The following is a 24,507-nucleotide window of genomic DNA, read 5'->3' on the forward strand; positions in this document are numbered from 1 at the left end:
CCTGTATCATTCTTCAATGTCGCTTCTAATATATTCTAACACGCGCTCTGCCATTTTTTTATATCCTCTTTCGTTTGGGTGGAAATGGTCTTCCTCCCAAAGGAGCTCTGTTTCTGCTCCGGTAAAAATATCTCTTACGGGTATGAAGGTAGCCTGGTCATATTCATCAATGACACTTTTACTGATCCGATTATAATCACTAATAATCTGCCCAAGTTCTGGAATGTTATTAAAGTAATGATCAAACGGATTATAAAGTCCAACAAGATAGATAGAGACATCAGGATTCAATTGTTCAACTCTTTGGATAATCTCGTTCAGCTGGGATTCATAGTCTTTCTGAGCTGAGACAAAGTCTTTGTAATTCAAACTAGTAAAATTATTTTTAACCACTTCCATAACGTCATTCGCACCAATCGTGATTAACACTAGATCAGCTTCTCTAAGAGAGTTTGAGAGATCTTCAGTTTGCATACGTTCAAGAAGCTGGTCAGTCCTGTTTCCACGCTTCCCGTAGTTCTCAATATCTATTCGTTCTCGTTGTTCATTACTATTGAACGTATTCTCTAGAATTCCGATATAACCTTCATTATCCGTTGAGTCTCCAACCCCCTGGGTCAGAGAATCACCTATGGCTACGATGTCCAGATCTTCACGGATAAACATATCTCTGGCACTCTCGATCACACTCGTAAAGACTTCACGGAGACCTTCGCTCAATGTACCTTCTTGTTCTCCGGCTGGAACTTCATCTGGTTCCGTAGTACCGCTGTCTTTTTCTTCTGCTCGGTCTTTTTTATTAGAATCTTCTTTTTGACTAGTGATGGAACCTGAATCATTATTCGTGTTTTTAGGTTCAGGGGAATGAACAAAAACGGCTACGATAAAGAAGGCGATCGTAAAGGAAAGTAATATCGACGCGAGCCATTTCCATCTATTCATTCTGATCACCTCTGGGTAATTGGTTCTAACTTTATTATATGTTGATCCTGCTAATTGTGGGAAATTGAAGAGTTTTATCCCCTATTATACCATGAAAAGTTATACAATAGACATACGTGAAAGGGTCTAGTAACTTGAGGGTAAAGCTCAGATTAATTAGGAAGGAGGGGGATCTATGGGAGAGAAATTTACAGTTTCTGTGCGAGAACTGATGACCTATGTCTATCGTACAGGGAATATAGATAATCGTTTTAGAAGCAGCACCTCACTCACAGAAGGTACTATGATTCATCAGGAAGTACAAAATGAATATAAAGAAAGTGATGAAAAAGAAGTTTATTTAGAATACTCCTTCACGAGAGAAGGGATGATTATACACCTCCAGGGCCGCAGTGATGGAATCTTGTCAACGGAAGAAGGTCCTGTTATCGATGAGATCAAATCAACCTCAATGGAGATTGATGAATTAACAGAAGAAACTCACCCAGTCTATTGGGCACAAGCTAAAGGTTATGCTTTCATGTATGCTATTCAGAGTGATTTAGAAGAAGTTAAGGTGCAATTGACGTATGTTCAGAAGCAGACGAAAGAAAAGAAGCGGTATACGAAAACCTATACCTTAGTAGATTTAGAAATATTCATGGATGGTGTCATTAAAGAATACGTGTCCTATGCCCGAATTTTATTACATATACGCGAGCAGAAAAACCAGTCCATTCCAGACCTGGAATTTCCCTTTTTTCAGTATCGGAAAGGCCAGAAGAAGCTTGCTGGAAGTGTTTATCGCACCATACAGGAAAAACGGGATTTGTTCGCTCAAGCTCCGACAGGGATAGGAAAGACGATTTCCACCTTGTTTCCAGCTATAAAAACGATCGCGCTCGGTGAAACGGAACGAATTTTTTATCTGACTGCTAAAACCATAACGAGGACTACTGCTGAGGAAGCACTGATGAAGTTGGAAGAGAATGGGCTGATACTAAGGTCTGTGACACTGACGGCTAAAGATAAAATATGCTTTCAAGAGGATACCATTTGCCAGCCTGACTATTGTGAATATGCAGATGGCTATTATGACCGGATTAATGGGGCAATAATCGATATTCTTATGAATGAAACTCAGCTTACACGGCCAGTGATAGAAGAATATGCAAGGAAGCACAAAGTATGTCCATTCGAATATTCGTTGGATTTAACTGACGTCGTCGATATCATCATTGGCGATTACAATTATATCTTCGATCCCCGTGTTTCATTAAAAAGACTTTTACCCGAAAATAAGAAAAAAACAGCTCTATTAATTGATGAATCGCATAATCTTGTGGAACGAGCCAGAGAGATGTTTTCGGCATCTATTTGTGCTAACGATTTTCAAAAAGCTTCCGAAGAGATTGGTGATGAAGATGAGAAGCTTAATCAAACGGCTCATGCTGTTTATTTGGATTTACTCAAAATAAAAGAAGATAACTATGAACAGGAGTTCACGATTGATGAAGTACCAGGAGAACTAGAAGAAAACTTAGAAAGGTTTATTAATCGTGGTGAACGATATCTCAAGGGGGAAAATGAAGAGGAACGTTCGGAAAAGCTCTTGGATCTTTATTTTGCCGCTCAAAACTTTTTGAAGATTCATCAGCTGGTCGACGATCATTATCGGTTGATTACTTCGAAAGACAATGGTGATCTAACCCTACGGTTATATTGTCTGGATCCCTCTAAGGTACTCAGTGATACGACGAAGGCTTTTCGTTCAAGCATTTTCTTTTCAGCGACCCTTTCTCCATTCGGGTATTATATGGATATGTTAGGAGGAAAGAAGGAAGATTACGTTTTGCAGCTTCCTTCTCCTTATAATACTTCTCAGATTGACCTAATGATTTCACCACTCTCCACGCGTTATCGCAGCAGAGAACATACGGCTGACAGACTGGCTGAGTTGCTTTATGATCAAGTCGTTAATTATCCTGGAAACCATTTATTCTTCTTTCCTTCCTATCAATACATGGACCTCGTTTTCAGACGGTTCCAAAAATATGAGAATGTTGACACTGTTGCGCAGGAACAAGGAATGGACGAGGACAGAAGAGAGGATTTCCTTAATCAATTTGTATGTGGAGGTCAATTAGCAGGTTTCGCTGTTCTTGGAGGAGTATTTTCTGAAGGGGTGGATCTAAGAGGGGACCGCTTAAATGGTGTCGCTGTAATTGGAATAGGACTTGCCCCAAGAAGCTTTGAAAAAGAACTGATTAAAGAATATTTTACGAAAAACGGAAAGAACGGGTATGATTATGCGTATGTTTACCCAGGTATGAACAAAGTTCTTCAAGCAGGTGGAAGATTGATTCGCTCAGAGGAAGATCGGGGGGCGATACAATTAATTGATGACCGTTTCCTATCGTCGAAATATAAGCGGCTATTTCCAGAAGATTGGGGTAATTATCGAATTATTAAATAAAATGATTTCCCGGGAAATAGATTGGGGAATTCTGTCTTGAAGGATTAAAAAAAGGGTCGATTCTGTGATGGAATCGACCCTTTTATAGCTTATTAAACAAATCATTACAGAAGTCTTCTACATGTATTCTTGTATTTTCGGAAACACCATGAATATCAAAAATGACTCGATCCATATCCTTTCGATCCCCGGATTCATTGAATCTTGAATTGGACATTTTTACGTTTACAAAGGAGCTGGCATAGTCAATGATGATCTTCTTATTCTCAGGAGATGGAGCAATATAAGGGATTTTTTTAATATAGCCAGCAGTGATCATGTTGGTCCGATTCAAGAGTTTTCTCAGCATGTATTTGACCAGCTGGCTATTCAATAGCCCTAAAAAATAGTAAAGATCGTTTTGGGTGGCTGGAAATAAGTTCGCATTCACCCAAATAAACTTCCTTTAGGTAAATAAGCCGCGGAGAATTCGACACCCATGGAAGAGCAAGTAATTCCCTCATGATAAAAATAGAGTGGATTTCGAGTTGTGAAATTCGGATGGAGTTGTTTTTGAAGCGGCCAGTCTTCATGGATGTAGTACTTGGGAGAATAATACCAGGCGTCTTTTGCGCCTCCATTTTTGTAAAAAGGAATCCAACCTTCTTTATTTGCAACTTCGTTAGCTGTCCGTAAAAAATATCGATCGTTTCCTGTCGATATGCCTGTCCCAATTTTTACTATGTCACCTAATGCAGTATAGGGGGTTTTAAAAAGTGACAAAATCTCCATAGGTATATTAATAGCGAAATTATGATCGGGGATAGATTCAAATGTTTTCTGCGGCAAATATTGAACCCTTTCATTCTCAGGTTCAGAATAGTTCTGATCCATTAAACGATCAATGAGCTTCATCGAATGTTCAGAATCAGAAGGGTCTTTTTTTACGATGGTAAGAATAGCTGTTCGGACATCTGCCTTACCTTTATGAAAAAGTCTTCGTGGAGCAAGAATAATTTCTTTAATCTCCGTATTCTTCAATAAATATTTTCTGAACCGTTTATAATATACGTTTGATAAAAAGGAATCCTGAACAATCATTGAAAGAATTCCTCCCTCTTTTAAGAGTTGAATGCCTTTATAGATGAACAAAGAGTACATGTTGTGAACACCAATGGATTGGAACTCTTCTTTTAGGAATGTCTTATTCTCTCTCAGATATAAGCTTTGACGCTGTGATTTATAGGGAGGATTACCTATGATAGCGTCGTATTGCTCTTTGTTTGGCTCTCTTAAAAAATCAGCATGAGAAAAAGAAATCTCCTCTAGGGGGGAGGGATTTCTGGATCAATGTCCAGGCCGTATAAAGAAGATGGTGGAACACCAGCTTCAAGTAATGACCGAATAAAAATGCCGTCTCCCGTTGCGGGATCTAAAATTTTAGTTCGTTTACTATGGGGATCTAGATGCTTTAATAAACGATCTACCATATAGTCAACAGTCTCTGGTGGAGTGCTATATTGTCCCATGGAACGCTGGGGAGAAAACATTGAATCGCTCCCATTTTTTGAGTATACTTTACTATATGAATAGGAAAATCCACCATTAAATAGTTAAAAAGAATCATTAAATACACCTACCTTAGAAGGAGGTATGAATGATGCCATGGATAAAACCAGTTAAACAAAAAGATATAAAAGAGTTGGATATCTGCAATAAGAAGGAAGGTCCACTGCCGCTATTTGATCGTATGCTGGCCAATGCTCCTGACCTGTATGAAGCATTTATACCGTTACAAAAAGCTATCGTAAGAACTTCCATTTCGGATGACCTAAGAGAGGCAATGATTACTTTTGTATCAATGAAAAACGGTTGTGAATTCTGTACAAATAGTCATAAAGAAGCGCTGGAAGGTTATATCGATCAGTTAGATGTTCTGAATTGGCTGGAGAGTTACACCGAAAATGATATGAGCGAGGAATGGAAAGCTGCATTGCGATATGCAGAGCGTCTAATTACAAAGCCAGCGGAAGTGACAAAAGAAGATGTGAAGAGTTTAGAGGCATGTGGATATACTACCAAGGAGATAGCCGAGCTGAATCAAATCATTGCATATACGAGCTATACCAATCAATTATCGATAGGACTCGGACTGTGACCATTAAGTTAACCTTTTCAAAAACAAGTTGACATTTGTAGTTTCTTTTCAGTATCTTAATAGATAGAAGATACTGTTATGGAGGAATGTCACATGAAACAATCACGTTTATCTGCTTACGATATTACCCTCGGAGCTTTGTTTGTCGCTATGATGGCCGTGGGGGCAAACATTACAGCTGTAGCTCCGTTTCTGAACATTTTAGGTGTGCCGCTGACCCTTCAGACCTTTTTCGCTATTTTGGCAGGGCTGATTTTAGGGAGTCGCCTAGGAATGATATCTATGCTTGTGTACGCAGCTTTAGGACTGGTTGGAGCCCCAGTTTTTGCAGGATTTAAAGGAGGTTTATCTATTTTTATCTCTCCTACATTTGGTTTTATCCTATCGTTTATCGCTCTAGCATTTTTTGTAGGAAAATTAGCAGAATCGAACCGTAAGTTTCCTATGTATATAACAGCTGCTCTTGTTGGAATTGTGATCAACTACTTTATCGGAGTGAACTGGTTCTATGCAGCTATGAATTTCTGGGTTGGTGGAGAAGGACTCAGTTATGTCTTTGCCTGGTCGAGTATGGTACCGTTTTTAATCAAAGATGTTGCCCTAGCTATAGTAGCTGCAGCTTTTGCCTTCCGTCTGGAAAAATCCGTTCTGCATCGAACTCAACTTCGTCAAGCGTCATAACAAAGAAGCTGGTCCACATTAGGGCCGGCTTTTTTAATGCATATCCAAATCTTGCCTGCTACAATACGAGTAACAAAGGGAAAGCGAGGTGGCAGGCATAAAGAAAATAGCGTTAGCATTGATTTACGTAGTGTTTATGTTGCTTTTTGCCGCTTGCTCTGATGAACGTGAAACGGATCATGGTGGAGGAGACCCTGACAAAGAGGGGATTACCGTTCTTGTTGGCAACTTGAATTCGCCCTGGGACATTGAAGTCAGCCAAGATACTTTTTATATTTCGGAGCGGGATGGAAGTATCGCGTCTTGGACGGAAGGAGGCAGCTTAGAGAGGGTCGCAGTAGAAACCGAAAAAGAAATTACTCAAATAGGTGAAGGTGGTCTATTAGGACTCAAATTGACTCCTGAATTTGAAGAAAACCAGCAGGCATACGCTTATCACACCTATGAAGAAGGGCAGGAAGTCTACAATCGTGTCATTCTCATTGAAAAGAAAGAAGAACAATGGGAAGAAGTCTCAGTTGTCCTGGAAGAAATCCCTGGTGCCCAATTCCATAATGGAGGGCGATTGGAGCTGGCACCGGACGGAAGTTTGTTTGTCACGACAGGAGACGCATTGAATCAATCTCTCGCTCAAAATCTTGAAAGTCTAGCAGGTAAGATTTTGAGAATGAATCCAGATGGCAGTGTCCCAGAAGATAATCCATATAAGGATTCGTATGTGTTCAGCTATGGTCATCGTAATCCACAGGGACTTGCCTGGACCGAGAATGGGAAGTTATATGCTTCAGAGCACGGGCCTGATAATAAAGATGAGATCAATATTCTACAACCTGGCCGGAACTACGGCTGGCCGTTGATTGTTGGTGATGAGGAGGGAGAAGACATGATTACTCCACTCTATCAAACAGGGAATGACACTTGGGCTCCTTCAGGGATTGCCGTATTTAGAAAAAAGCTTTATATAGCTGCATTACGTGGTACAGCTGTTCGAACTCTTTCTCTTGAAGGAGATAATCCAGAAGTAGTAACTGACCAATTTGGCCGAGTAAGGGATGTAGAAGTAGAAAATGATTCCCTTTATTTTATAACAAACAATACAGATGGAAGAGGAATGCCTGATGAGGAGGATGATCGACTCGTCCGTTACTCTCCAAATTAAAAAAAGCAGGCGAAATGCGCCTGCTTTATGCATCTTCAGATATGAATTTTCCATGTACAAAAGCCATGATGGCAAAGACCACAAATGCAATAAGTAAAACTGTTCCTCCAACAATAAAGAAGATCGTGTTGAAGGTTCGCATCCCGTCAATTGGCTGGGTATAATACAGCCACATGCCTACGGTAAGACCTAAGACACCGATAAAGGAACTCCAAACATGAACGATGGAAAGCTTGGAGTTTTTCGGGATATTGAAGACTTTGTAGTAAATGGCAAAAGCAAAGAGAGAAAGCCATCCGACAACGAGGATATGTGCGTGAATGGCACTTAATTCAAGCCCGCCGCCACCTGCCATATGGGATCCTAAGAAAGCCCCGATCAATGCATAAATTGCTGCTGTTCGTACAAAAAAACGTGTGCGATCCAAATAAAGAACCTCCAATTTCTAAAAGACCTGTGCCTCCAGTCATTATATCGAACCCTATGCTTTTTTAAAATTAAGAATCTGCAAATGTCGTGAAACGTTCAAAAATGGACGCGATTCTTTTCGCACTTTTGTGTCATTTGGATTGTTGGTTTTATTGATATATGATGTAAAAAGTAACGATAACCATGAGGAGTGAACGTATGGAACAAAGACGCAACCGTTTTTCAAAATACTTAAGCGATAACAATATTGATGTCGCATTCATCAACTCGACAGAAAACTTTTTCTACTTGACTGGTTTTCATACAGACCCACATGAGAGGTTATTGGGTCTACTTGTATTTCCTGAGGCAGACCCTATTGCTGTTCTGCCGGGAATGGAAGAAGGACAGCTTCGTGAAACTGGATGGTCACATGATGTAATTGGTTATGCCGACCATGAAGACCCTTGGGTAATGATGGGAGACCTGATGCAAGAAAAAGGCATTACCTCCGTCAACTCTGCAGGGATAGAGAAGCAAGTATTGTCTTATGGGCGTAGTGAATCATTCTTCGGTTTGTTTGATCAGGTTGATGTCAAAGACGTAGAAGACCAATTAAACGAGATGCGAGTGGTAAAGGATGAGCAGGAAATCGCCATAATGCGCGAGGCAGCAGAACTTGCTGATTTTGGTGTGAAAGTCGGAACGGAGTCTCTCCGTGAAGGTGTCACCGAAATGGAAGTACTCGCAACGATTGAATATGAATTAAAGAAAAAAGGCGTCTCTGAGATGTCATTCTCTACAATGGTTTTATTCGGTGAAAAATCAGGGCAGCCTCATGGGAACCCTGGTGACCGCAAATTGGAGGCAGGGGACTTCGTTTTATTTGACCTAGGTGTCGTGTGGAAAGGATACACCTCTGATATTACCCGCACCTTTGCTTTTAAGAGTATTTCTGATAAACAGAAAGAAATCTATGAAAAGGTCCGTGAAGCTTTGGAAGCTTCCCTTGCCATCAGTAAACCTGGGACGAGAATTGGTGATCTTGATAAAACAGCTAGAGATGTCATTACAAAAGCAGGATACGGGGAACTTTTCCCTCACCGAATCGGTCATGGGTTAGGGATCAATGTGCACGAATTCCCATCTATGAGTCACTTGAATGATGGTGTACTGAAGGAAGGGATGACGTACACGATTGAGCCCGGTATCTATGATCCTAAAACCGGCGGAGTTCGTCTTGAAGATGATGTGCTTGTTACGAAAGCTGGTTATGAAACGCTGACGAAGACACCAAAAGAGCTTCGAATTATTGAATAAGAGATTGAGTGGGCTGTCCGGGGGTGTCGGGCAGTCCTTTTTTGTTTCAGGAGGGAGTTAGTTCGTGCTGCTGCTTGCTGGTTGGGACTGATTGTTCCCTATATATTTTCTGCTTCTTGTCTCTCCATAATACTCCGGACAAGCCTCTGACAGCAGCCGCCACGCCACCTTTCTGGACTCAATTCTTGCAAACTTCATAAAATCAGGAGTCGTTATCTCTTTACCAATCAGAAGTTGGTAATCCATCAAAGACTGGAGGTGGGCATCCTTCGATCTGCAAGAACACTTCACACAATACCAATGGTCTCGTTTGAGGCTCATCCTGAACTGTCCGCACGGAGGGCACTGAACTCCTTTTATTATATCTTTTTCTTCAAGTTGGAACTGAATAAGAATGGATTTCCGATAAGGACGGTGTTTTTTACGTACTTGCTGTTGAAAATGTTGAATCGTCCCTGCCGACCAGACTTCATCTATAAACATCTTGTCTATTTCACGCACGGCAAAAGGCAGCTGTTTTGCTCGAATAATCCGCTTTAAATTCTGTTGATCCATATCTAAGGTTTGAATAGCTGTGTTCGGATTTGCAATGACAATCAGTGAGTATATAGGGAGGGGAGGAAAGTTGTAGTGTTGAAGACAGCGAGTGAGCTGGAGGGTTTGGATTTCCACTTGCAGAAAAGGATCAGGAAAAATATCCGTTTTTGAATCAATTTTTCTAAAGAGCTGATGGTGTTCCAGGTCGAAAATAAGCTCTCCTTTATAATTTTTCACTTCAATAATAAGCAATAATTTAGGGTTTACCACTAATGCGTCCACTTGGAAGTGTTGGATCCCATCATAAAGCTGAAGGTCAATCAGGGGCTGGAATTCAGAAGAAGGAAGATAGCGTAGATAATGATCAGCGGTAGTTTCACCGGCAAGTCCGGCACTCATTTTCAGAAATTGTTCGTGAAGGGTAGTCCAATGCGGATTGTCGGTGGAAACCCGATTCATTAAAGACTCCAGCTGCCTGTGCTGGGTGTATTTATCCCTTTTAATAACTAGTCCCGCTCCTTTCCATACATAAAGTTCGCCATCATGATCCAATTTCCTTTTTCAATAGGTCTGACCTTTTTCTAAGCCTCTAGTCTTATAACAAAATATGTCGCTGGCTCATTACCGAAAACCCGTTATCTCGGTAAGATTAAGACAAGAAATGAACGAGGAGGGAAACAAACCATGAAAAAGTTTTTGCTATTCATCGCCGGGCTAATCGCGCTTGGGATCTTGCTCGCGAACCTCGGACCTATGATATTACTAGGTGTCAGCGTTTGGCTGCTTTACGTCGTGTTCAAGCAGTTCATGAAAAGTGATTCCACAGCTGGAAAAATCGCCTGGGTGGTACTGGGACTGATCATTCTAAGTGTTGCAGTATCAAACATTTATGCCGTTATCGGCTTGGCAGCAGCTTATGGTCTATACCTGATTTATAAAAGCTGGACAAGCAAAACAGAAGGTTCATCAAAGTCTTTTAAGTCCGATGACCCGTTTACCAATTTTGAAAGAGAATGGGCAGAACTAAACAAATAATGACAAAGGAGAGATTTTTAAATGGCTAACTTGTTTACACGTTTGAAAGATTCGATCACTGCAGACATTCATGAAGCTTTAGATCAAAAAGAAGAGAAAAATCCGATTGCGATGTTAAACCAATATTTACGAGAAAGTGAAAAAGAAACAGAAAAGGTGCGTAAGCTAGTAGAACGTCAGTATCGATTGAAAGATGAGTTCACGCAAGAGTATCAGCGTGCTCAAGATATGGCGGACAAGCGAAAGCGTCAAGCGGACATCGCACAAAAAGCAGGGGAATCTTCTATGTATGAATTTGCTGTCAGGGAACAGCAGGAATACGAGGCACGTGCGGAGAGGCTCCAGGCTTCACGGACTGACGCGATTGAACAGCTTGAAACTCTTGAGCAAAAGTATGAAGAGATGAAGCACAAGCTTAAGGATATGCACTTGAAGCGGATGGAGCTGATGGGACGGGAAAATATTGCCCGTGCCCACCACCGGATGAATCAAGTGATCAATGATACAGCGGACAAGCCGTACTCCAGATTCTCTGAGATTGACCGTTACATTGAAGATCTTGAATATAAAGTGAATAGTGCATACTATCGCAACACCTTTGACAGTAAAATTGCGCAGCTGGAAAGAGATATGAAGAGTACTGAGGAAGTTACCATGAAATAACAATCATGATATGATAAAAGGCGCAGTATTCTGCGTCTTTTTGATACGATATAATTTTAGAGAGAACCAGAGAGGGGGATGACCTTTATGCTTAAACGATTATCAACCGACACGATCAATACACTTTTAATAATAGGGGTGATCCTCCTCGTTATAGAAATTGCTTTTTTCAATGGAGGACTCGTTTTTTCCGTCCTTTTCTCAAGTCTCCTTATTTACTTGGGGTGGAAAAAGTATCACGTGCTTTGGCGTAAAATTTGTTTTTGGATCGGTGTCATTAGCTTAGTTTTAACAGTCCTGAGTATGATTGCCGTCAGATTTTTGATCATTGCAGCGATTATCTTTTTTATCAGCCATTATTTTAAATCAAGAAAAGAACCTGAACACATCAGTCCTGAGATTGTCGATGGTAAGGAAGAAGTTCCTCATCAAGAAGAACCTATCCTGCGCCAAAAGTTTTTCGGCGACCAATCGACTCCTGATCGTTCTTATCAATGGCAGGATGTCAACATTCATGGTGGTTTTGGCGACAGAGTCATTGATTTGAGTCAGACGGTTCTGCCTCAGGATGAAGCAGTTATTTCTATCCGCCATATTGTCGGTAATTTAATTATTTATGTGCCTTATGAAGTGGAAGTCAGCATCAACCATAGTGCCGTCATCGGCAGAGTGAGTATTTTTCAATACAAAAAGTCAAATGTTCTGAATCAGGTGGTTTCCTATCGGACGCAAGATTACGTTACCAAAAAACCAAGGGTCAAAATCATCACCTCATTGCTTTCTGGGGACATCGAGGTGAAAAGGATATGAACATATGGCAAAGGCAAGTACTCACTGGTGTTGTCACCTTTTTCGTTTTTTCTATCGTGTTATTAGGTTTCACCTTTATGGCGTTTCCGGTTGCCTCTTTAGGGGATTTATGGAGCCGAAAAGTCATTGATTTACCTTATGGTTTTCTTGTGCTTACCATCGCTGCCACAGCGGGGCTTGTTGTTGGTGTTTCTCAAGGATGGTATTGGAAAAGTCGGATTCACTCTATTGAACTGAAGCTGGATGAAATGGCAAAAGGGAATGAGGTTGTTTACGAAGATCCAGAGCTTTTTGAATTGAAGCAAATTGAGAATAAACTTAAGCTAATTGAAGACAAGTTCACAAAACAGGCTGAGCTCTCACAGAAGCTTGCCACTGAACGAGCAGAAGAGAGAGAAAAAAGCTTGCAGGAAGTGGTTGTCCAAGAGAGAAATCGCCTTGCAAGAGAACTGCATGATTCTGTCAGTCAACAGCTTTTTGCTGCTTCTATGATGATGTCAGCCATCAATGAAGATCAGCCGTCCAATGATGAAGGTACGGGTAAACAGTTGAAAATGGTAGAAAAAATGATTCACCAATCCCAATTGGAAATGCGTGCGCTTTTACTTCATCTTCGTCCTGTGGCACTAAAAGATAAGTCCTTGTCGGAAGGTGCAGAAGAGCTGCTTTTTGAGCTTACCCAAAAGGTACCAATGGAAGTCGAATGGATCGTGGAGCCTCTCCAGCTGGATAAAGGACTGGAGGATCAGTTATTTCGGATTTTGCAAGAGTCCATCTCTAATACATTGCGTCATGCGAAAGCGACTACATTGTCTGTCATGCTAATTGAGCGGGATCATAAAATCATCCTCCGTGTTGTAGATGATGGTGTGGGATTCGATGTCGAAGAAGCCAAAGCAAGTTCCTATGGCCTCCAGAATATGCAAGAACGCGCATTTGAAGTAGGGGGCACACTGAAGCTTGTAAGTTTAAAAAATCAAGGAACAAGGCTTGAGGTCAAAGTTCCTTATCGTCAAAAAGGAGGCATAAATGGATGATTACAGTATTGTTTGCGGATGATCATGAGATGGTTCGGATAGGCGTGAGTGCTTATCTGTCCGCACAAAAGGATATTGAGGTCATTGCAGAAGCGGATGATGGAGGAGATGCCGTTGAATTGGCGCTCGAACACCGTCCTGATATCATCTTGATGGACTTAGTTATGGAAGAAATGGACGGAATTGAAGCAACGAAGCAAATCGTCGAACAATGGCCAGAAGCAAAAATCATTATTGTCACAAGCTTTTTAGATGATGAGAAGGTTTATCCTGCTCTTGAAGCTGGTGCAACGAGCTACATGCTGAAAACATCCAAAGCAGAAGAAATAGCCAAAGCGATACGGGCTACATATGAAGGCCAGTCCATCTTGGAACCCGAAGTCACTGGCAAAATCATGACGAAAATGAGAAAACCTGATGTGAAAGATTTGCATGAAGAATTAACGAACAGAGAGATGGAAATTTTAATGCTTATGGCAGAAGGAAAAACCAATCAGGAAATTTCTGATCAACTTTTTATAGCTCTTAAAACCGTCAAAGTGCATGTCAGTAATATATTAGGCAAACTTCAAGTTCATGACCGTACTCAAGCTGTTATCTATGCCTTTAAGCATGACCTCGTAAAAAAATGAACCGCAATATCGTGTGCGGTTCATTTTTTATGATCGTTTTGTAAAATAAGCTTGTGATTGATTCGTATAGTTCAAACTTGGAACTTTCTGTTCCTGTTTAGGCATATTCAAATAAACATACATGGCTCCTACGAAAAATCCACCTCCGACAATGTTGCCAAGAGTGACTGGAATAAGGTTATGAATCAACCCACTTAATGTCACTAAGGATGTATGTGGGGAAGTTAGCGCGATCGAAAATAATGAAATATTGGCTATGCTATGCTCATATCCAGAAATGAAAAACGTAAAAACAAGTAAAATCATTAACGCAATTTTAGATGCATCGTCTTTTACTTGCATAGGCAGCCACACCGCTAAACATACGAGCCAGTTAGCAAGAATGGCCCGAAAGAATAGCTGCGAGGCCGGCAAATTCATTTTCTTCTCCGCTGTGCTGATTAACAAAGAATGATCTGGATTCATTTCATTAAAAATGCCTGCGAAAAAAATCAGTAAAGTAAAGAACAAGATCCCCAGAACATTTCCCCCATAGCAGTAGGTCCATACCTTAAGCGTATCTATCCAATTTGTCTCTTTTTTTAATGTTGATACGGTCATATACATTGTGTTGGATGTGAATAATTCGGCTCCACCGTAAATAATCAGGCAAAAAGCAATACCGAAAAAGATAGCATTGATGAAAGCGGTTGATGCAGCTTGCTGTTCGTAAAAAGGTTGAGCCAGTTTAAAGGACAAAATTAGCGCAAATCCAATGTAGATGCCTGCAAGGGCTGCGCGTATTAGATAATAATGGGGTGAGTCGTCAACCATCACCTTTTTGTTGCGTGCTTTTTCTATCAGTTTTGTAATTGTTTCTTGTTCCATAATGATCGCCACCTAAGTAGGTTTGAATAATTATTATTTATTGTGAATTTTTTCACATGAATAAATATAGTCCTCTATAGTTAATAATTCAATACTTGTAACGATATTGCCAAATTATTATTTTGGAAGCGCTTAATATGAAAAAAGTGGTTGATTTTATAAAAAATATATTGTAATAAATTACTTGTTAGTTCGTGATCAATACAAGAAGGTAGGTAAGAAAGAGGACAAGATAAAAGATGATTAATTTCATGTAAATTTTGCTCATAGTTTTATCTCCCTTTTTGCAAAAAATCGAAAAAAGTCCTACTCCAGCGTATGTTAAGGGGAGGTAAAAGATTCCATTATTTTTGTAACGATCTAATTAATCCCCCGTCGTTAACTAAGGACTCTGTTACACTTTTCCCTAAGGAATTGTGCTTGTTTTCTTTTGTTTAAGGGAATAACAGAAGGAAGAGGTGATGCAGATGAAATGGCAGAATCATTTAGCTGGTAACGAAAATTGGGCAGGGGAAATTTCCAACTATGAAGAAAAAAGTAAAGTAGCCCAGCGGGTAAGTCGGTTTGTAAAAGATGGCGATGTTATCGGTGTAGGATCTGGATCTACATCGTTCCTTGCAGTAAAAGCAATAGCTGAAAGGGTCAGGCAGGAGGAGTTGGACGTTTTGATGATCCCGACTTCTCATGAAGCTCTTCTTAATTGCAGTACACTTGGACTGAAAACTACCTCTTTAGCAGCTAAACGCCCTGATTGGGCCTTTGATGGGGCGGATGAGGTTGATTCAAACAAGCGTTTGATCAAAGGTCGAGGTGGTGCCATGTTTGCAGAAAAACTCGTGATGGCAAGTGCACCTAAGACGTATATTTTAGTAGATGAAAGTAAATTTGTCAGTCGGCTTGGAGAGAAGTTTGCGGTGCCGATGGAAGTCGACCCGCGAGCAGTCCATCTTGTGGAAACAAAGCTGAACAATCTTCAAACTGTAGAGGTGCAGTTAAGGATGGCTAAATCGAAAGACGGTCCGGTCGTAACAGAAGCGGGTAACCTTATTCTAGATGCTCGATTTCAGGAAATCACCGCGGGTATGGAAAAGGAGTTTAGCGCCATTCCAGGGGTAATAGAAACAGGGTTATTCATTGGTTATTCCGTGGAAATTTTAACGATCTAAGCCCATTTTCATGATATTTATTGGTACATCGTAATACTTTTTCTATAATAGAAGTATATCCTTCATTCAAAGGGGAATCACTATGGGACTGCCAAAAAGGATTACTTATCATGACGAACGTTACCCGTTTATTGTCCTTGCACCAATCGGCAAGAAGAATAAACAAATTCGCTCCATCGGACATAAATTTGAACGGGGGTTATTTTCCAGGTTAAATGATACCATCATGGAGTTGATTCATGAGCAGTCATGGGACGTAACTAAAATTCGTTGCTATTTAGACTTGACGGGGGAGGCGATTCTTCCAGTTTCTCTTCAAAAAGAAGAAAAAGTATATCCTCATTTATTGCGCCCAGAGCTTTTCTTATGGAGTTCATTGCCGGAAGAATATGGACTACCTTTAAAAGAATCTTTTTTATATGACACAGATTTTACTCAATTATCTTCGGAGCAGCTCCATGATCATGTGAAAGGAGTACTTGAGGACTATCTGTTTTTAGCGGAAGTGAGTGGTCACCCCCGCAATTATTGGCTGAAGAAAATTGGGGAGGCCTTTCACCGTCATCCACTGCTAAAGCTATTCCATCAGAAAAGGGAAGTGATTGATGCAGTGGAAGTAATGAACCAGTCATCCCTCTTATCTGTACTGAAATATCCAGAAGATATTGCTTATTGGAGACATAGAGTGGAGATTGTCATGCGCCCTTTCCGATCACTGCCTTCAAGTTGGATGGAACACGGAAACAAGAAGATTTGCCTGCACGAAAAGGAATTGTATTTTGATTCTATCCAGCGAACGATCAATTGCTACTGTGAAACTTGTGATTTCTGTCTGTATTATCACGTTGACGATGATCGGGTGAGCTTCGAGGAAGAGTTTAATATAGAAAGAGCAGCGAAAAGAATGATCACGATCGAGCAGCAGTTCAACGAACTTGCTTTACAAAACCAACGTTTACTGGACCAGCTGCTTCAAATGCAAAGCTTAAAGGTTCAGCTTTCTAAAGCGAGAAAACCATTGGAAGAGAGTCTGCAAATTGTTCAAAGGATAGAAAAATACCAGCAAAAGCCACTGAGTTTAACTGAGTATCCGTTATTGCATATGTACCGTCAATTAAGGCAAACGAAGGTTCCAGAACGGGGTTCACGTTCGGAATTACGATGGTTGGCAGGAGTACAGTTAGAACACGTGAAGATATTTAAGGAGCTTCCTGAGTGGTTAAAGTTAGTGCCTGAAAATGTTTATCCAATTACCAGTCACGTTTTAGAAGAACTTAAACAAAAACTAGAAGAAGTTCGATATGAGGAAGAGGATATTATCATTACCATTAAGGGTCGACCGCTGACGTATGGAACGGTGCAGCAGATTCTTGATTTAATTCATTATTATGGAACGGATTATCCTGCGCATACCTTAGTTCAAATGCTCGCAGGAAAGGCTACCAATAAATTGAGAACCTTACACCTTCACGAAACCAGATGGTTCGGGTTATTATCCGAATGGCCTGAAAAACATATACAAAAACTGTTCAGCCAGCTCGAGAAAAAAGGATGGCTCATGAAACAACAAAAAGGCTACTCCATCAGCGACTTCGCAGAAGAAGTCATGTGAATATATGGTGTGTAAGCGACTGTTCAGCAACGTACGGACTGGACTTAAGGATGTGAAGAAGCGTGGGAGGCCCGACAAGCATAAGACGAACGATGGAACAGAGGTTTCTTTCTCTGTGTAATCGATCAACTTATGTCTCGAGGGGCTAGGCTTCGGAACTAAACTGAGCTGGAGGAGATAAAGGAAACACAATGAGTGGAACGAATTGATGTTGACTTATCGTACAGAAGCGAGGGAAGTCTCGCTAGTTGCTAGGAGCTGGAACCGGATTTGAAAAGAAAAGCGGAGACACCTTGAAAGCCACGACAAGCTTAAGAACAACAGTGCAGTGAAGAGTACTTTCTTTACGAAACTGTTGGACTTAAGACCTCGAGAGGCTAGGTGTCGCAGTTGGACAATAATTGGGGTAGAGGCGACTATTCATTTGCATATAGAAGACCTTCTATTACAATGGACACCCTCTATAACAGACCTGGATGCAGGTCTTTTTTTTATCCTTGGAAAACGTTTGCATATGCTATAATGCCATTAAAAGAGATAATAGTGGGGCAACCTAAAAACTATCTTATTCTAAAAATATAGAAGCGATGACAGAGAATTATTTGTATAGAGCCGACAAGTTTAGAGGAGGAGTTAATCATGCAATCCATCTACCATCGAGCACTTGGCGAAGAATTTCATAATCTTCATCCGGAAATGCAAAAGAAGTACGGATTGACGAGCAAACAGAACTTGATGATATTAGGACAAGGGAAAATGACGGAAATAAGAGGCACGCATCCCCTGGTAAGACCGTTCCTGACCTTTTTAGCAAAAGACAATATTGTCTTTGCAGAGCGTGGAAAAGATGTTCCATTCACGCTTGAAAACTATGCCTATGAAGATGAAAAAGGAAGAGAAACCGTAAGCTGGATTCGCCGGTTCTTTTTTCCGTTTGCAATTCGAGGATTTGATGCTGCGATGCATTATGATGAAGAAAAACAAGCGGTCGTCGATGATTTAGGGAAGTCAGGTTCTTTGAAGACAGAACTTAAATTGCACGTGACACCAGAAGGCGGTCTTTTTATGGAGTCAGAGGATATGTCTTGGCAAGAAAAGTGGAATGTGTCTGGACCTACAACTTCCGTCTATGAGCATTATGATGAACAGGAGGAAGCATATCGGGTACATGTGCATGTGGAACATCCCGTTTTAGGGACCATGTTGATGTATGAAGGTGCTGTTCATACTGAATTTCTGCCAATGACTTATAATAATATTCCTGCCCGTGGAATTTTGGAATAAAGGAGGGATAGGGCATGAGTTACCGTGATTCGAAGGATCAAGAGAACGTTCACACGGATTTTAGAGAACGGATGACGTACGGTGATTACTTGCAGCTTGATCAGCTCTTGGAATCCCAGGATCGTTTATCCTCTCATCACGACGAGATGTTGTTCATTATCATTCATCAGGTAAGTGAATTATGGATGAAGCTGATTTTACACGAACTTTGGGCAGCCATCGATGCGATCAACAAGGGAGATTTACAAGCTGCGTTCAAAATGCTGGCACGGGTTTCCAATATCCAAAACCAAATCATTCACGCATGGGATGTATTATCTACTTTGACGCCTTCTGAATATATTGAGTTCCGTGATGATCTTGGTCAAGCCTCTGGTTTCCAATCTTATCAGTATCGGATGATTGAATTTGCTTTAGGGTATAAAACTCCACATGTGATGAAAATCTACGAAAAAGATGAAGTTCTACATAAAAAGCTGAAAGAAGCTTATCAATCACCTAGCATTTACGATGTCGCTATTAAAAAGCTGGCTGAAGCTGGGTTTGATATTAATCCAAGTCTTCTGAACCGGGACTATACGGAGATGTATCATGCTGATGAGTCTGTTAAAGAAGCATGGAAAAAGGTTTATTTGGATGTAGACAAGTACTGGGATTTATATCAACTGGCAGAAAAACTGGTGGATATTGAGGATTCCCTGCAACAATGGCGTTTTAGACATATGAAAACAGTAGAGCGAATTATCGGCCATAAAATAGGTACGGGTGGTTCTTCTGGTGTAGGGTATTTGAAAAAGGTCTTAGACCATCGGTTTTTTCCAGAACTTTGGGACATTCGAACCCATCTATAATCTGAAAAGACTGAATATAACGAATCAATTAAAGCAGTATTACATTTGTGTTACAATGGGTTGTGTATAAATAAAAAGAAGAGGGAAGATAATGAGACGACCCATTATATATATAGGAATTATTGGTTTGTTATTGCTTACGGCTTGCTCTTTCATAGCCAGCGCTGACGAATCTGTAGATTCTTCGGATTCAACTGCACAGCCAACCTATGAAGTGACAATGGAAACAGAAATAGTGGAATATGAAGAGTATCATATTACGATTCATTATCCACAAACACCTAACAATCAAATTAATCAGACCATTATAGATTATGTGAATCAAAAGAAGGCTGCTTTTAAAAAAGAGAGCTATCAGTCTATTCAAGAGTACGGAAAGACCAAGTCTCATGAACTGCATATAGACTTTGAAATACCTCACCAAGGTTCAAGCTTTTTCAGTGTGAGATTTGAAGAAACGATGGATGTGGGGGTACCCAACATCATTCATGATCAGACGGTCATGAATTTTGGTAAAAAGAATGGAAAGCGTCTGCAATTAGATCAATTGTTTAAAGATAATCGGCATTATGTGAAACACTTAGCTAAACTCACGAAAGAGAAGCTTAGGGACGACCTTAGTGAAGAAACCTACCAGCGCCCTGAGATTCAGGAAGCTTTGAAAGCTGTACCAACCAATTACGAAAATATTGCATTAACGGGGAACGGCTTGGAAATATATTTGAATCAAACAGTAGATATACTTCCAAAGCAAGTGGTAGTAAGTCAACGTTTGATCAAGGACCTGTTAAAAGACAGCTATTCAGAGGCGTTAATGTCTGAAGGCATTAAGCAAGTCAGTCATGAACAAGACGTGGACCTGCCTCAAGCAGAGAAGAGGGAAAAGTCGGAGGAAGAGGGACATTTAGAAGCAAAGAAAATTGCTTTAACCTTTGATGATGGCCCTCATCCTAAGATCACACCAAAGGTTCTCAAAGTCTTGCAAGAATATGAAGCGAAAGCGACCTTTTTCATGATTGGAAAAAGAGTCCAATACTTTTCTGAAACAGCAAAATTGGTTGCTGATCAAGGACATGAAATAGGAAACCATACTTGGGACCACCCGAGGTTGACGCGATTATCCCCTGAAGAAGTAGAAAATCAGATAGATAAAACCCAAGAAGTTATCAAAGAGGTAACAGGGGTCCAACCTAAAATGATCCGACTCCCATTTGGAGAGGTGCCTTCACAGTTTTCAAGAACACAATTAAAAATTATTCCACTAGATGTCCATGGAGAAAACTGGCAAGAAAAAGAACCAGAGCAATTGGCACAGGAATTAGTTGAAAATGTGAAAAGTGGTGACACCATTTTACTTCATGATATTCAAAGTGCGTCTGTAGAAGTCCTTGAAATGGTACTGGATGAGTTGAGCCGCAAAGGATACAAAATTGTAAAAGTAAGTGAGTTGTAAAACTAAAATAGCAGCCTGCAATTCAAGCAGGCTGCTATTTTAGTTTCGTATAGGTTTTTGGTTCAATTTCTGTTTAATCCATTTCCCCCACTCCTCAAATTCAACCAAAAATCCGTCATGGCCATAGTCGGTATCTACATGGTAGTGCTCTCCTGATTTCACTTTTTCACTAAAGTGCTTCATTAGATCGTACGGGTAGAGGAGATCATGCTCGAAACTTATAGTAAATACATCGGCTTTGTATTGCTCAGCGGCTTTCTGCCATCCGTCTCGGTCACGGCCGATATCATGATGGTTCATGGCTTCTAGAAGATAGAGGTAACTATTTGCATCAAAGCGCCCCTTAATTTTGTCTCCTTGATAATCAAGATAGGACTGGATGTCATAAGAGGAAGAAGTACGTCTCTTACGATCGAATCTTTTCTGGAAAAGAGTGCGGCTCCTATACGTGACCATTCCAGCCATTCGGGCAATTTCGAATCCTTGAAGCTGATCATTTGATAGATACTCTCCATTATTGAATGCGGGATCATCTTTGATGGCCCGTGCTCCTATGTGATTAAAAGCGATACCGTAATCACTAAGATAAGGGGTGGCAGCGAGAATAAATAATTGATCCATAAAATCAGGATAGAGGATCCCCCATTCAAATGTCTGCATGCCACCGAGAGAACCTCCAGTTACGGCCTGCACGTGATGAATTCCGAGTTGGTCCAATGCTTGCTTTTGGGAATGAACCATGTCGCGGATCGTTACAGGAGGAAAGTTTAAACGGTATTGTTTCCTTGTTTGGGGATGGGTGCTGGCTGGTCCTGTTGACCCATGACAACCGCCAAGGACATTAAATGTAATGACCTGGTAATGGTCTGTATCGATGGGGGCTCCTTTACCGATCAGCCCAGCCCACCAGCCGGGTTCTTCTTCTGACCCAAGGGCGTGTTGATTTCCTGTCAGCGCGTGGCAGATGAGGATTACGGGCGCATCTTTAGGTCCATAGCGCTCGTAAGCGAGTTCCACATCAGCCAACCGATCTCCGGACTCGAAAGTGAAATCACCAATGGAAACAGTTGTTAAGTTTTCAGTGCGGCTGGTGGGATTTTTCAATGACATGTTTGGACTCCTTTCCGGTTTAGACTGATAAGGGCTGCTCATTCAGCGTTTTGCCTGAACGTAAAGCAATAATTGCTTCATAAAGGTTCAATCCTGAAACTATATTGTTTTTCTCGCTCTTAAACGGGGTCTTCGACCAAATCAGGTGTGGCTTTACACCTTCTGCCGTTTTGATCGTATCAGCGTCAAGCTCAGGGAAATATAGAACATCCACTGTTTCTTCCGCTGATTCAACCACTTGATCAACTTCCTGATAATGATCTACTTTGAAGCCCAAACGTGCAAGTTTCTTAGATTCATGCTCATCATCAGCCTCTCCAATTATAGCGATGACCCTTTGCCTAAGGTCGCCAGAGCGATCTAATGAGGAAGCCAGAACATCTTCTGCGGGGTGCTTGGAAGTGTTGTATGGTTTTGAATGCCCCGTCGCTTTGTGAATGGCTGCGTCCAAGTCTTGTATTAAATCTTCAACGGATTCTAGACCAACGGACAACCGCACCAGCTCTTCTGTAACTCCTGATTTTTGTAGATTTTCGTCATTGAGCTGCTGGTGAGTGGTTGAAGCAGGATGAATGATTAAAGACTTAGCATCACCGACGTTGGCAAGGTGAGACCATAGGTTGGTATGATCAATCAATTGACGCCCAGATTCTCGTCCGCCTTTGATTCCGAAAACGACAATCGAACCAGCACCGTATTGGAAATACTTTTTAGCTAGAGAATGGGTCGGGTGGTCTGGTAAGCCCGGGAAGGTTACCCACGACACCCCGTCATGGCCTTGGAGATACTCAGCAATTTCTAAAGCTTGATCGGTATGTTTCTTGATCCTCAAATGAAGCGTTTCTAGACCTTGTAGTAATAAAAACGCATTGTGTGGGCTTAAGCATGCGCCAATATCACGCAAAAGTTGAACTCTTAGCTTAATCGCATAACCGACTGGACCAACATCGAGACCGAAGCGGATGCCGTTGTAACTGTTATCAGGTTCAGTAAAACCGGGGAACTTCTCATGGTTCCAGTCAAAACGTCCACTATCAACAACAATTCCTCCAATAGCTGTTCCATGACCACCGATCCATTTCGTAGCGGAGTGGACAACGATGTCTGCTCCCCAGGCAATCGGTTTACAAACATAAGGAGTAGCGAATGTGTTATCGATAATCAAAGGAATATGATGATCGTGAGCAACGTCTGCTACAGCTTCAATATCAAGCACGTTCAAACTTGGATTCCCAATCGTCTCCGCAAAGATTGCCTTTGTATTTGTAGTAATGGCTTTTGCAAAGTCTTCAGGATCTGTGCCCTCTACAAAGTGGACATTAATTCCATATTTAGGAAGAGTGTGGACGAATAAGTTGTACGTACCGCCATACAAATGGGTAGATGTTACAATATCGTCTCCTGATTGGGCAATGTTCAAGATAGCCAAAGTAATGGCAGACATCCCTGAAGCAGTGGCGACAGCGGCTGCACCATCTTCCAGCAGCGCAATGCGCTGCTCAAGCACATCAACGGTAGGATTCATGATGCGGCTGTAAATATTCCCTGGCTCTGCAAGGGAGAAGAGGTTTTGTGCATGGTCAGTATCCTTGAATACATAGGATGTGGTTTGATAAATGGGGACAGCACGAGAACCTGTAGACGGATCTGGTTCCTGGCCTCCATGAAGCAATAGCGTTTCGGGTCCAAATTGGTGGAAAGGTAACGTCATTGATAATTCCTCCTTAAATATGGTTTCTAGGAGCTCCGTTAGGTCTAGAATAGAATCAAGAAGAACCAAAAAGCCCTCTTCTTTAATAAGAAGAGGGCGTAAAAATCAAGTCCTCCTCTTATCTGCCAGATCTTTTGACCTGTAGGATTTAGCACCTTTTCAAGCGATACTTGAAGGTTGCCGGGCGTCGTAGGGCCTAGTCCCTCTGCCACTCTCGATAAGAGTATTTGTTTGAATATTCAGCTTTTACTTAACTTGTATGAAATTATAAAAGGAACCATGACTAATGTCAAATCATTTTACAAAACTAGAACGTGTTTACTTGTGAGTCGTTATGGGAATTGTCTACCAAGTCTTTAGAGAAGGAGAGTATGAACCAATGAAGGAATATAGTGTAGTACCTAACAAAGATGTAACAGGATGGTTTGTAAAGATTGAGGATGTTTCTCCTACAGACCTTTATGATGAAAGAAATACAGCGATCGAAAAAGCTGAAGAGATCGCTAAGGAAAATAAACCGAGTAAGCTCCTAATTCTTGATCAAAATCATGAAATTGAAGAAGAAAGAAACTTTTAAGTTCAAAACTCCCGTGTCTTTCGGGAGTTTTTTTGTTGAAGAAGCTTTTTTGTGGTCTGA

General features: G+C 41.0%; 24 protein-coding genes and 1 riboswitch. Of the genes, 16 read left to right on the forward strand and 8 right to left on the reverse strand.

The features are described from left to right. Positions 1-6: 6 nt before the first annotated feature. Complete coding sequence (locus tag HM131_RS03310) at positions 7-942, reverse strand: SGNH/GDSL hydrolase family protein (RefSeq protein WP_085027912.1); 936 nt, start codon at positions 940-942, stop codon at positions 7-9. Between the two features lie 175 nt (positions 943-1,117). On the opposite strand from HM131_RS03310, the gene HM131_RS03315 reads away from it, so the two are divergent. Then, positions 1,118-3,397, forward strand: a complete 2,280-nt coding sequence (locus HM131_RS03315) for an ATP-dependent DNA helicase (protein ID WP_085027914.1) — start codon at positions 1,118-1,120, stop codon at positions 3,395-3,397. An 82-nt stretch (positions 3,398-3,479) separates the two neighbouring features. Here HM131_RS03315 and HM131_RS03320 read toward each other — a convergent pair whose 3' ends face one another. Both HM131_RS03320 and HM131_RS03325 read right to left on the reverse strand, forming a co-directional pair. Next, positions 3,480-3,827 carry a hypothetical protein gene (locus tag HM131_RS03320; RefSeq protein WP_085027916.1) on the reverse strand — a complete coding sequence of 116 codons (348 nt, stop codon included), beginning with the start codon at positions 3,825-3,827 and terminating at the stop codon, positions 3,480-3,482. Further along, entirely contained in the window at positions 3,824-4,696 is an 873-nt protein-coding gene (locus HM131_RS03325) for an Eco57I restriction-modification methylase domain-containing protein (protein WP_085027917.1), read from the reverse strand. The genes HM131_RS03320 and HM131_RS03325 overlap by 4 nt, the downstream gene beginning before the upstream one ends. Positions 4,697-5,033: 337 nt before the next feature. Here HM131_RS03325 and HM131_RS03335 point away from each other — a divergent pair, with 337 nt between their 5' ends. From HM131_RS03335 to HM131_RS03345, 3 genes are all read left to right on the forward strand, one after another. Next, on the forward strand, positions 5,034-5,534 hold the full coding sequence (locus HM131_RS03335) for a carboxymuconolactone decarboxylase family protein (RefSeq protein ID WP_157130754.1): 501 nt from the start codon (positions 5,034-5,036) through the stop codon (positions 5,532-5,534). A 93-nt stretch (positions 5,535-5,627) separates the two neighbouring features. Continuing rightward, positions 5,628-6,215 (forward strand): biotin transporter BioY, encoded by a 588-nt coding sequence (locus HM131_RS03340; RefSeq protein ID WP_085027923.1) that lies wholly within the window; start codon positions 5,628-5,630, stop codon positions 6,213-6,215. Positions 6,216-6,303: 88 nt separating this feature from the next. Continuing rightward, entirely contained in the window at positions 6,304-7,374 is a 1,071-nt protein-coding gene (locus HM131_RS03345) for a PQQ-dependent sugar dehydrogenase (protein WP_232324866.1), read from the forward strand. A 25-nt stretch (positions 7,375-7,399) separates the two neighbouring features. Here HM131_RS03345 and HM131_RS03350 read toward each other — a convergent pair whose 3' ends face one another. Further along, the gene (locus tag HM131_RS03350; RefSeq protein ID WP_085027925.1) at positions 7,400-7,801 is read right to left on the reverse strand and encodes a hypothetical protein; all 402 of its coding nucleotides are present in this window, start codon (positions 7,799-7,801) and stop codon (positions 7,400-7,402) included. A gap of 200 nt (positions 7,802-8,001) precedes the next feature. On the opposite strand from HM131_RS03350, the gene HM131_RS03355 reads away from it, so the two are divergent. After that, positions 8,002-9,102, forward strand: a complete 1,101-nt coding sequence (locus tag HM131_RS03355; RefSeq protein WP_085027926.1) for a M24 family metallopeptidase — start codon at positions 8,002-8,004, stop codon at positions 9,100-9,102. A gap of 57 nt (positions 9,103-9,159) precedes the next feature. Here the strand turns inward: HM131_RS03355 and HM131_RS03360 are convergent, their stop codons facing one another. Beyond that, complete coding sequence (locus HM131_RS03360) at positions 9,160-10,098, reverse strand: nuclease-related domain-containing protein (protein ID WP_085027929.1); 939 nt, start codon at positions 10,096-10,098, stop codon at positions 9,160-9,162. Between the two features lie 225 nt (positions 10,099-10,323). Between HM131_RS03360 and HM131_RS03365 the strand changes: the two genes are divergently transcribed. The 5 genes from HM131_RS03365 to HM131_RS03385 all read left to right on the forward strand — a co-directional run bounded on the left by HM131_RS03365 (position 10,324) and on the right by HM131_RS03385 (position 13,816). Then, positions 10,324-10,674 (forward strand): lmo0954 family membrane protein, encoded by a 351-nt coding sequence (locus tag HM131_RS03365; protein WP_085027931.1) that lies wholly within the window; start codon positions 10,324-10,326, stop codon positions 10,672-10,674. A 21-nt stretch (positions 10,675-10,695) separates the two neighbouring features. Next, positions 10,696-11,337 carry a PspA/IM30 family protein gene (locus HM131_RS03370; protein WP_085027934.1) on the forward strand — a complete coding sequence of 214 codons (642 nt, stop codon included), beginning with the start codon at positions 10,696-10,698 and terminating at the stop codon, positions 11,335-11,337. Between the two features lie 87 nt (positions 11,338-11,424). After that, positions 11,425-12,147 carry a cell wall-active antibiotics response protein LiaF gene (gene liaF, locus HM131_RS03375; protein ID WP_085027936.1) on the forward strand — a complete coding sequence of 241 codons (723 nt, stop codon included), beginning with the start codon at positions 11,425-11,427 and terminating at the stop codon, positions 12,145-12,147. After that, on the forward strand, positions 12,144-13,184 hold the full coding sequence (locus tag HM131_RS03380) for a sensor histidine kinase (protein ID WP_085027938.1): 1,041 nt from the start codon (positions 12,144-12,146) through the stop codon (positions 13,182-13,184). Before liaF ends, HM131_RS03380 begins: the two co-directional genes overlap by 4 nt. Then, the gene (locus tag HM131_RS03385; RefSeq protein WP_085027940.1) at positions 13,181-13,816 is read left to right on the forward strand and encodes a response regulator transcription factor; all 636 of its coding nucleotides are present in this window, start codon (positions 13,181-13,183) and stop codon (positions 13,814-13,816) included. The genes HM131_RS03380 and HM131_RS03385 overlap by 4 nt, the downstream gene beginning before the upstream one ends. A gap of 27 nt (positions 13,817-13,843) precedes the next feature. Here HM131_RS03385 and HM131_RS03390 read toward each other — a convergent pair whose 3' ends face one another. Then, complete coding sequence (locus HM131_RS03390) at positions 13,844-14,683, reverse strand: formate/nitrite transporter family protein (RefSeq protein ID WP_085027942.1); 840 nt, start codon at positions 14,681-14,683, stop codon at positions 13,844-13,846. A gap of 467 nt (positions 14,684-15,150) precedes the next feature. On the opposite strand from HM131_RS03390, the gene rpiA reads away from it, so the two are divergent. From rpiA to HM131_RS03415, 5 genes are all read left to right on the forward strand, one after another. After that, complete coding sequence (gene rpiA / locus HM131_RS03395; protein ID WP_085027944.1) at positions 15,151-15,849, forward strand: ribose 5-phosphate isomerase A; 699 nt, start codon at positions 15,151-15,153, stop codon at positions 15,847-15,849. Between the two features lie 82 nt (positions 15,850-15,931). Beyond that, positions 15,932-17,461 (forward strand): RQC-minor-2 family DNA-binding protein, encoded by a 1,530-nt coding sequence (locus HM131_RS03400; protein ID WP_085027946.1) that lies wholly within the window; start codon positions 15,932-15,934, stop codon positions 17,459-17,461. Positions 17,462-18,100: 639 nt separating this feature from the next. After that, positions 18,101-18,745 (forward strand): DUF4166 domain-containing protein, encoded by a 645-nt coding sequence (locus HM131_RS03405; protein ID WP_085027948.1) that lies wholly within the window; start codon positions 18,101-18,103, stop codon positions 18,743-18,745. Positions 18,746-18,759: 14 nt separating this feature from the next. Continuing rightward, positions 18,760-19,596: a tryptophan 2,3-dioxygenase gene (gene kynA, locus HM131_RS03410; protein WP_085027950.1), complete on the forward strand. Its 837-nt coding sequence runs from the start codon at positions 18,760-18,762 to the stop codon at positions 19,594-19,596. Positions 19,597-19,687: 91 nt separating this feature from the next. Next, complete coding sequence (locus HM131_RS03415; RefSeq protein ID WP_085027952.1) at positions 19,688-21,049, forward strand: polysaccharide deacetylase family protein; 1,362 nt, start codon at positions 19,688-19,690, stop codon at positions 21,047-21,049. 39 nt (positions 21,050-21,088) lie between these two features. Here HM131_RS03415 and metX read toward each other — a convergent pair whose 3' ends face one another. Both metX and HM131_RS03425 read right to left on the reverse strand, forming a co-directional pair. Further along, positions 21,089-22,159, reverse strand: coding sequence for a homoserine O-acetyltransferase MetX (metX, locus tag HM131_RS03420; protein WP_085027954.1), 1,071 nt, complete (start codon positions 22,157-22,159; stop codon positions 21,089-21,091). Positions 22,160-22,178: 19 nt separating this feature from the next. Continuing rightward, positions 22,179-23,870, reverse strand: coding sequence for an O-acetylhomoserine aminocarboxypropyltransferase/cysteine synthase family protein (locus HM131_RS03425; RefSeq protein WP_085027957.1), 1,692 nt, complete (start codon positions 23,868-23,870; stop codon positions 22,179-22,181). A gap of 115 nt (positions 23,871-23,985) precedes the next feature. Continuing rightward, a riboswitch (SAM riboswitch) is annotated at positions 23,986-24,094 on the reverse strand. Between the two features lie 155 nt (positions 24,095-24,249). On the opposite strand from HM131_RS03425, the gene HM131_RS03430 reads away from it, so the two are divergent. After that, positions 24,250-24,447, forward strand: a complete 198-nt coding sequence (locus HM131_RS03430) for a DUF2188 domain-containing protein (protein ID WP_085027958.1) — start codon at positions 24,250-24,252, stop codon at positions 24,445-24,447. The last annotated feature ends 60 nt before the right edge of the window (positions 24,448-24,507 follow it).

The sequence above is a fragment of the Halobacillus mangrovi genome (assembly GCF_002097535.1).
Taxonomy (GTDB): domain Bacteria; phylum Bacillota; class Bacilli; order Bacillales; family Halobacillaceae; genus Halobacillus; species Halobacillus mangrovi_A.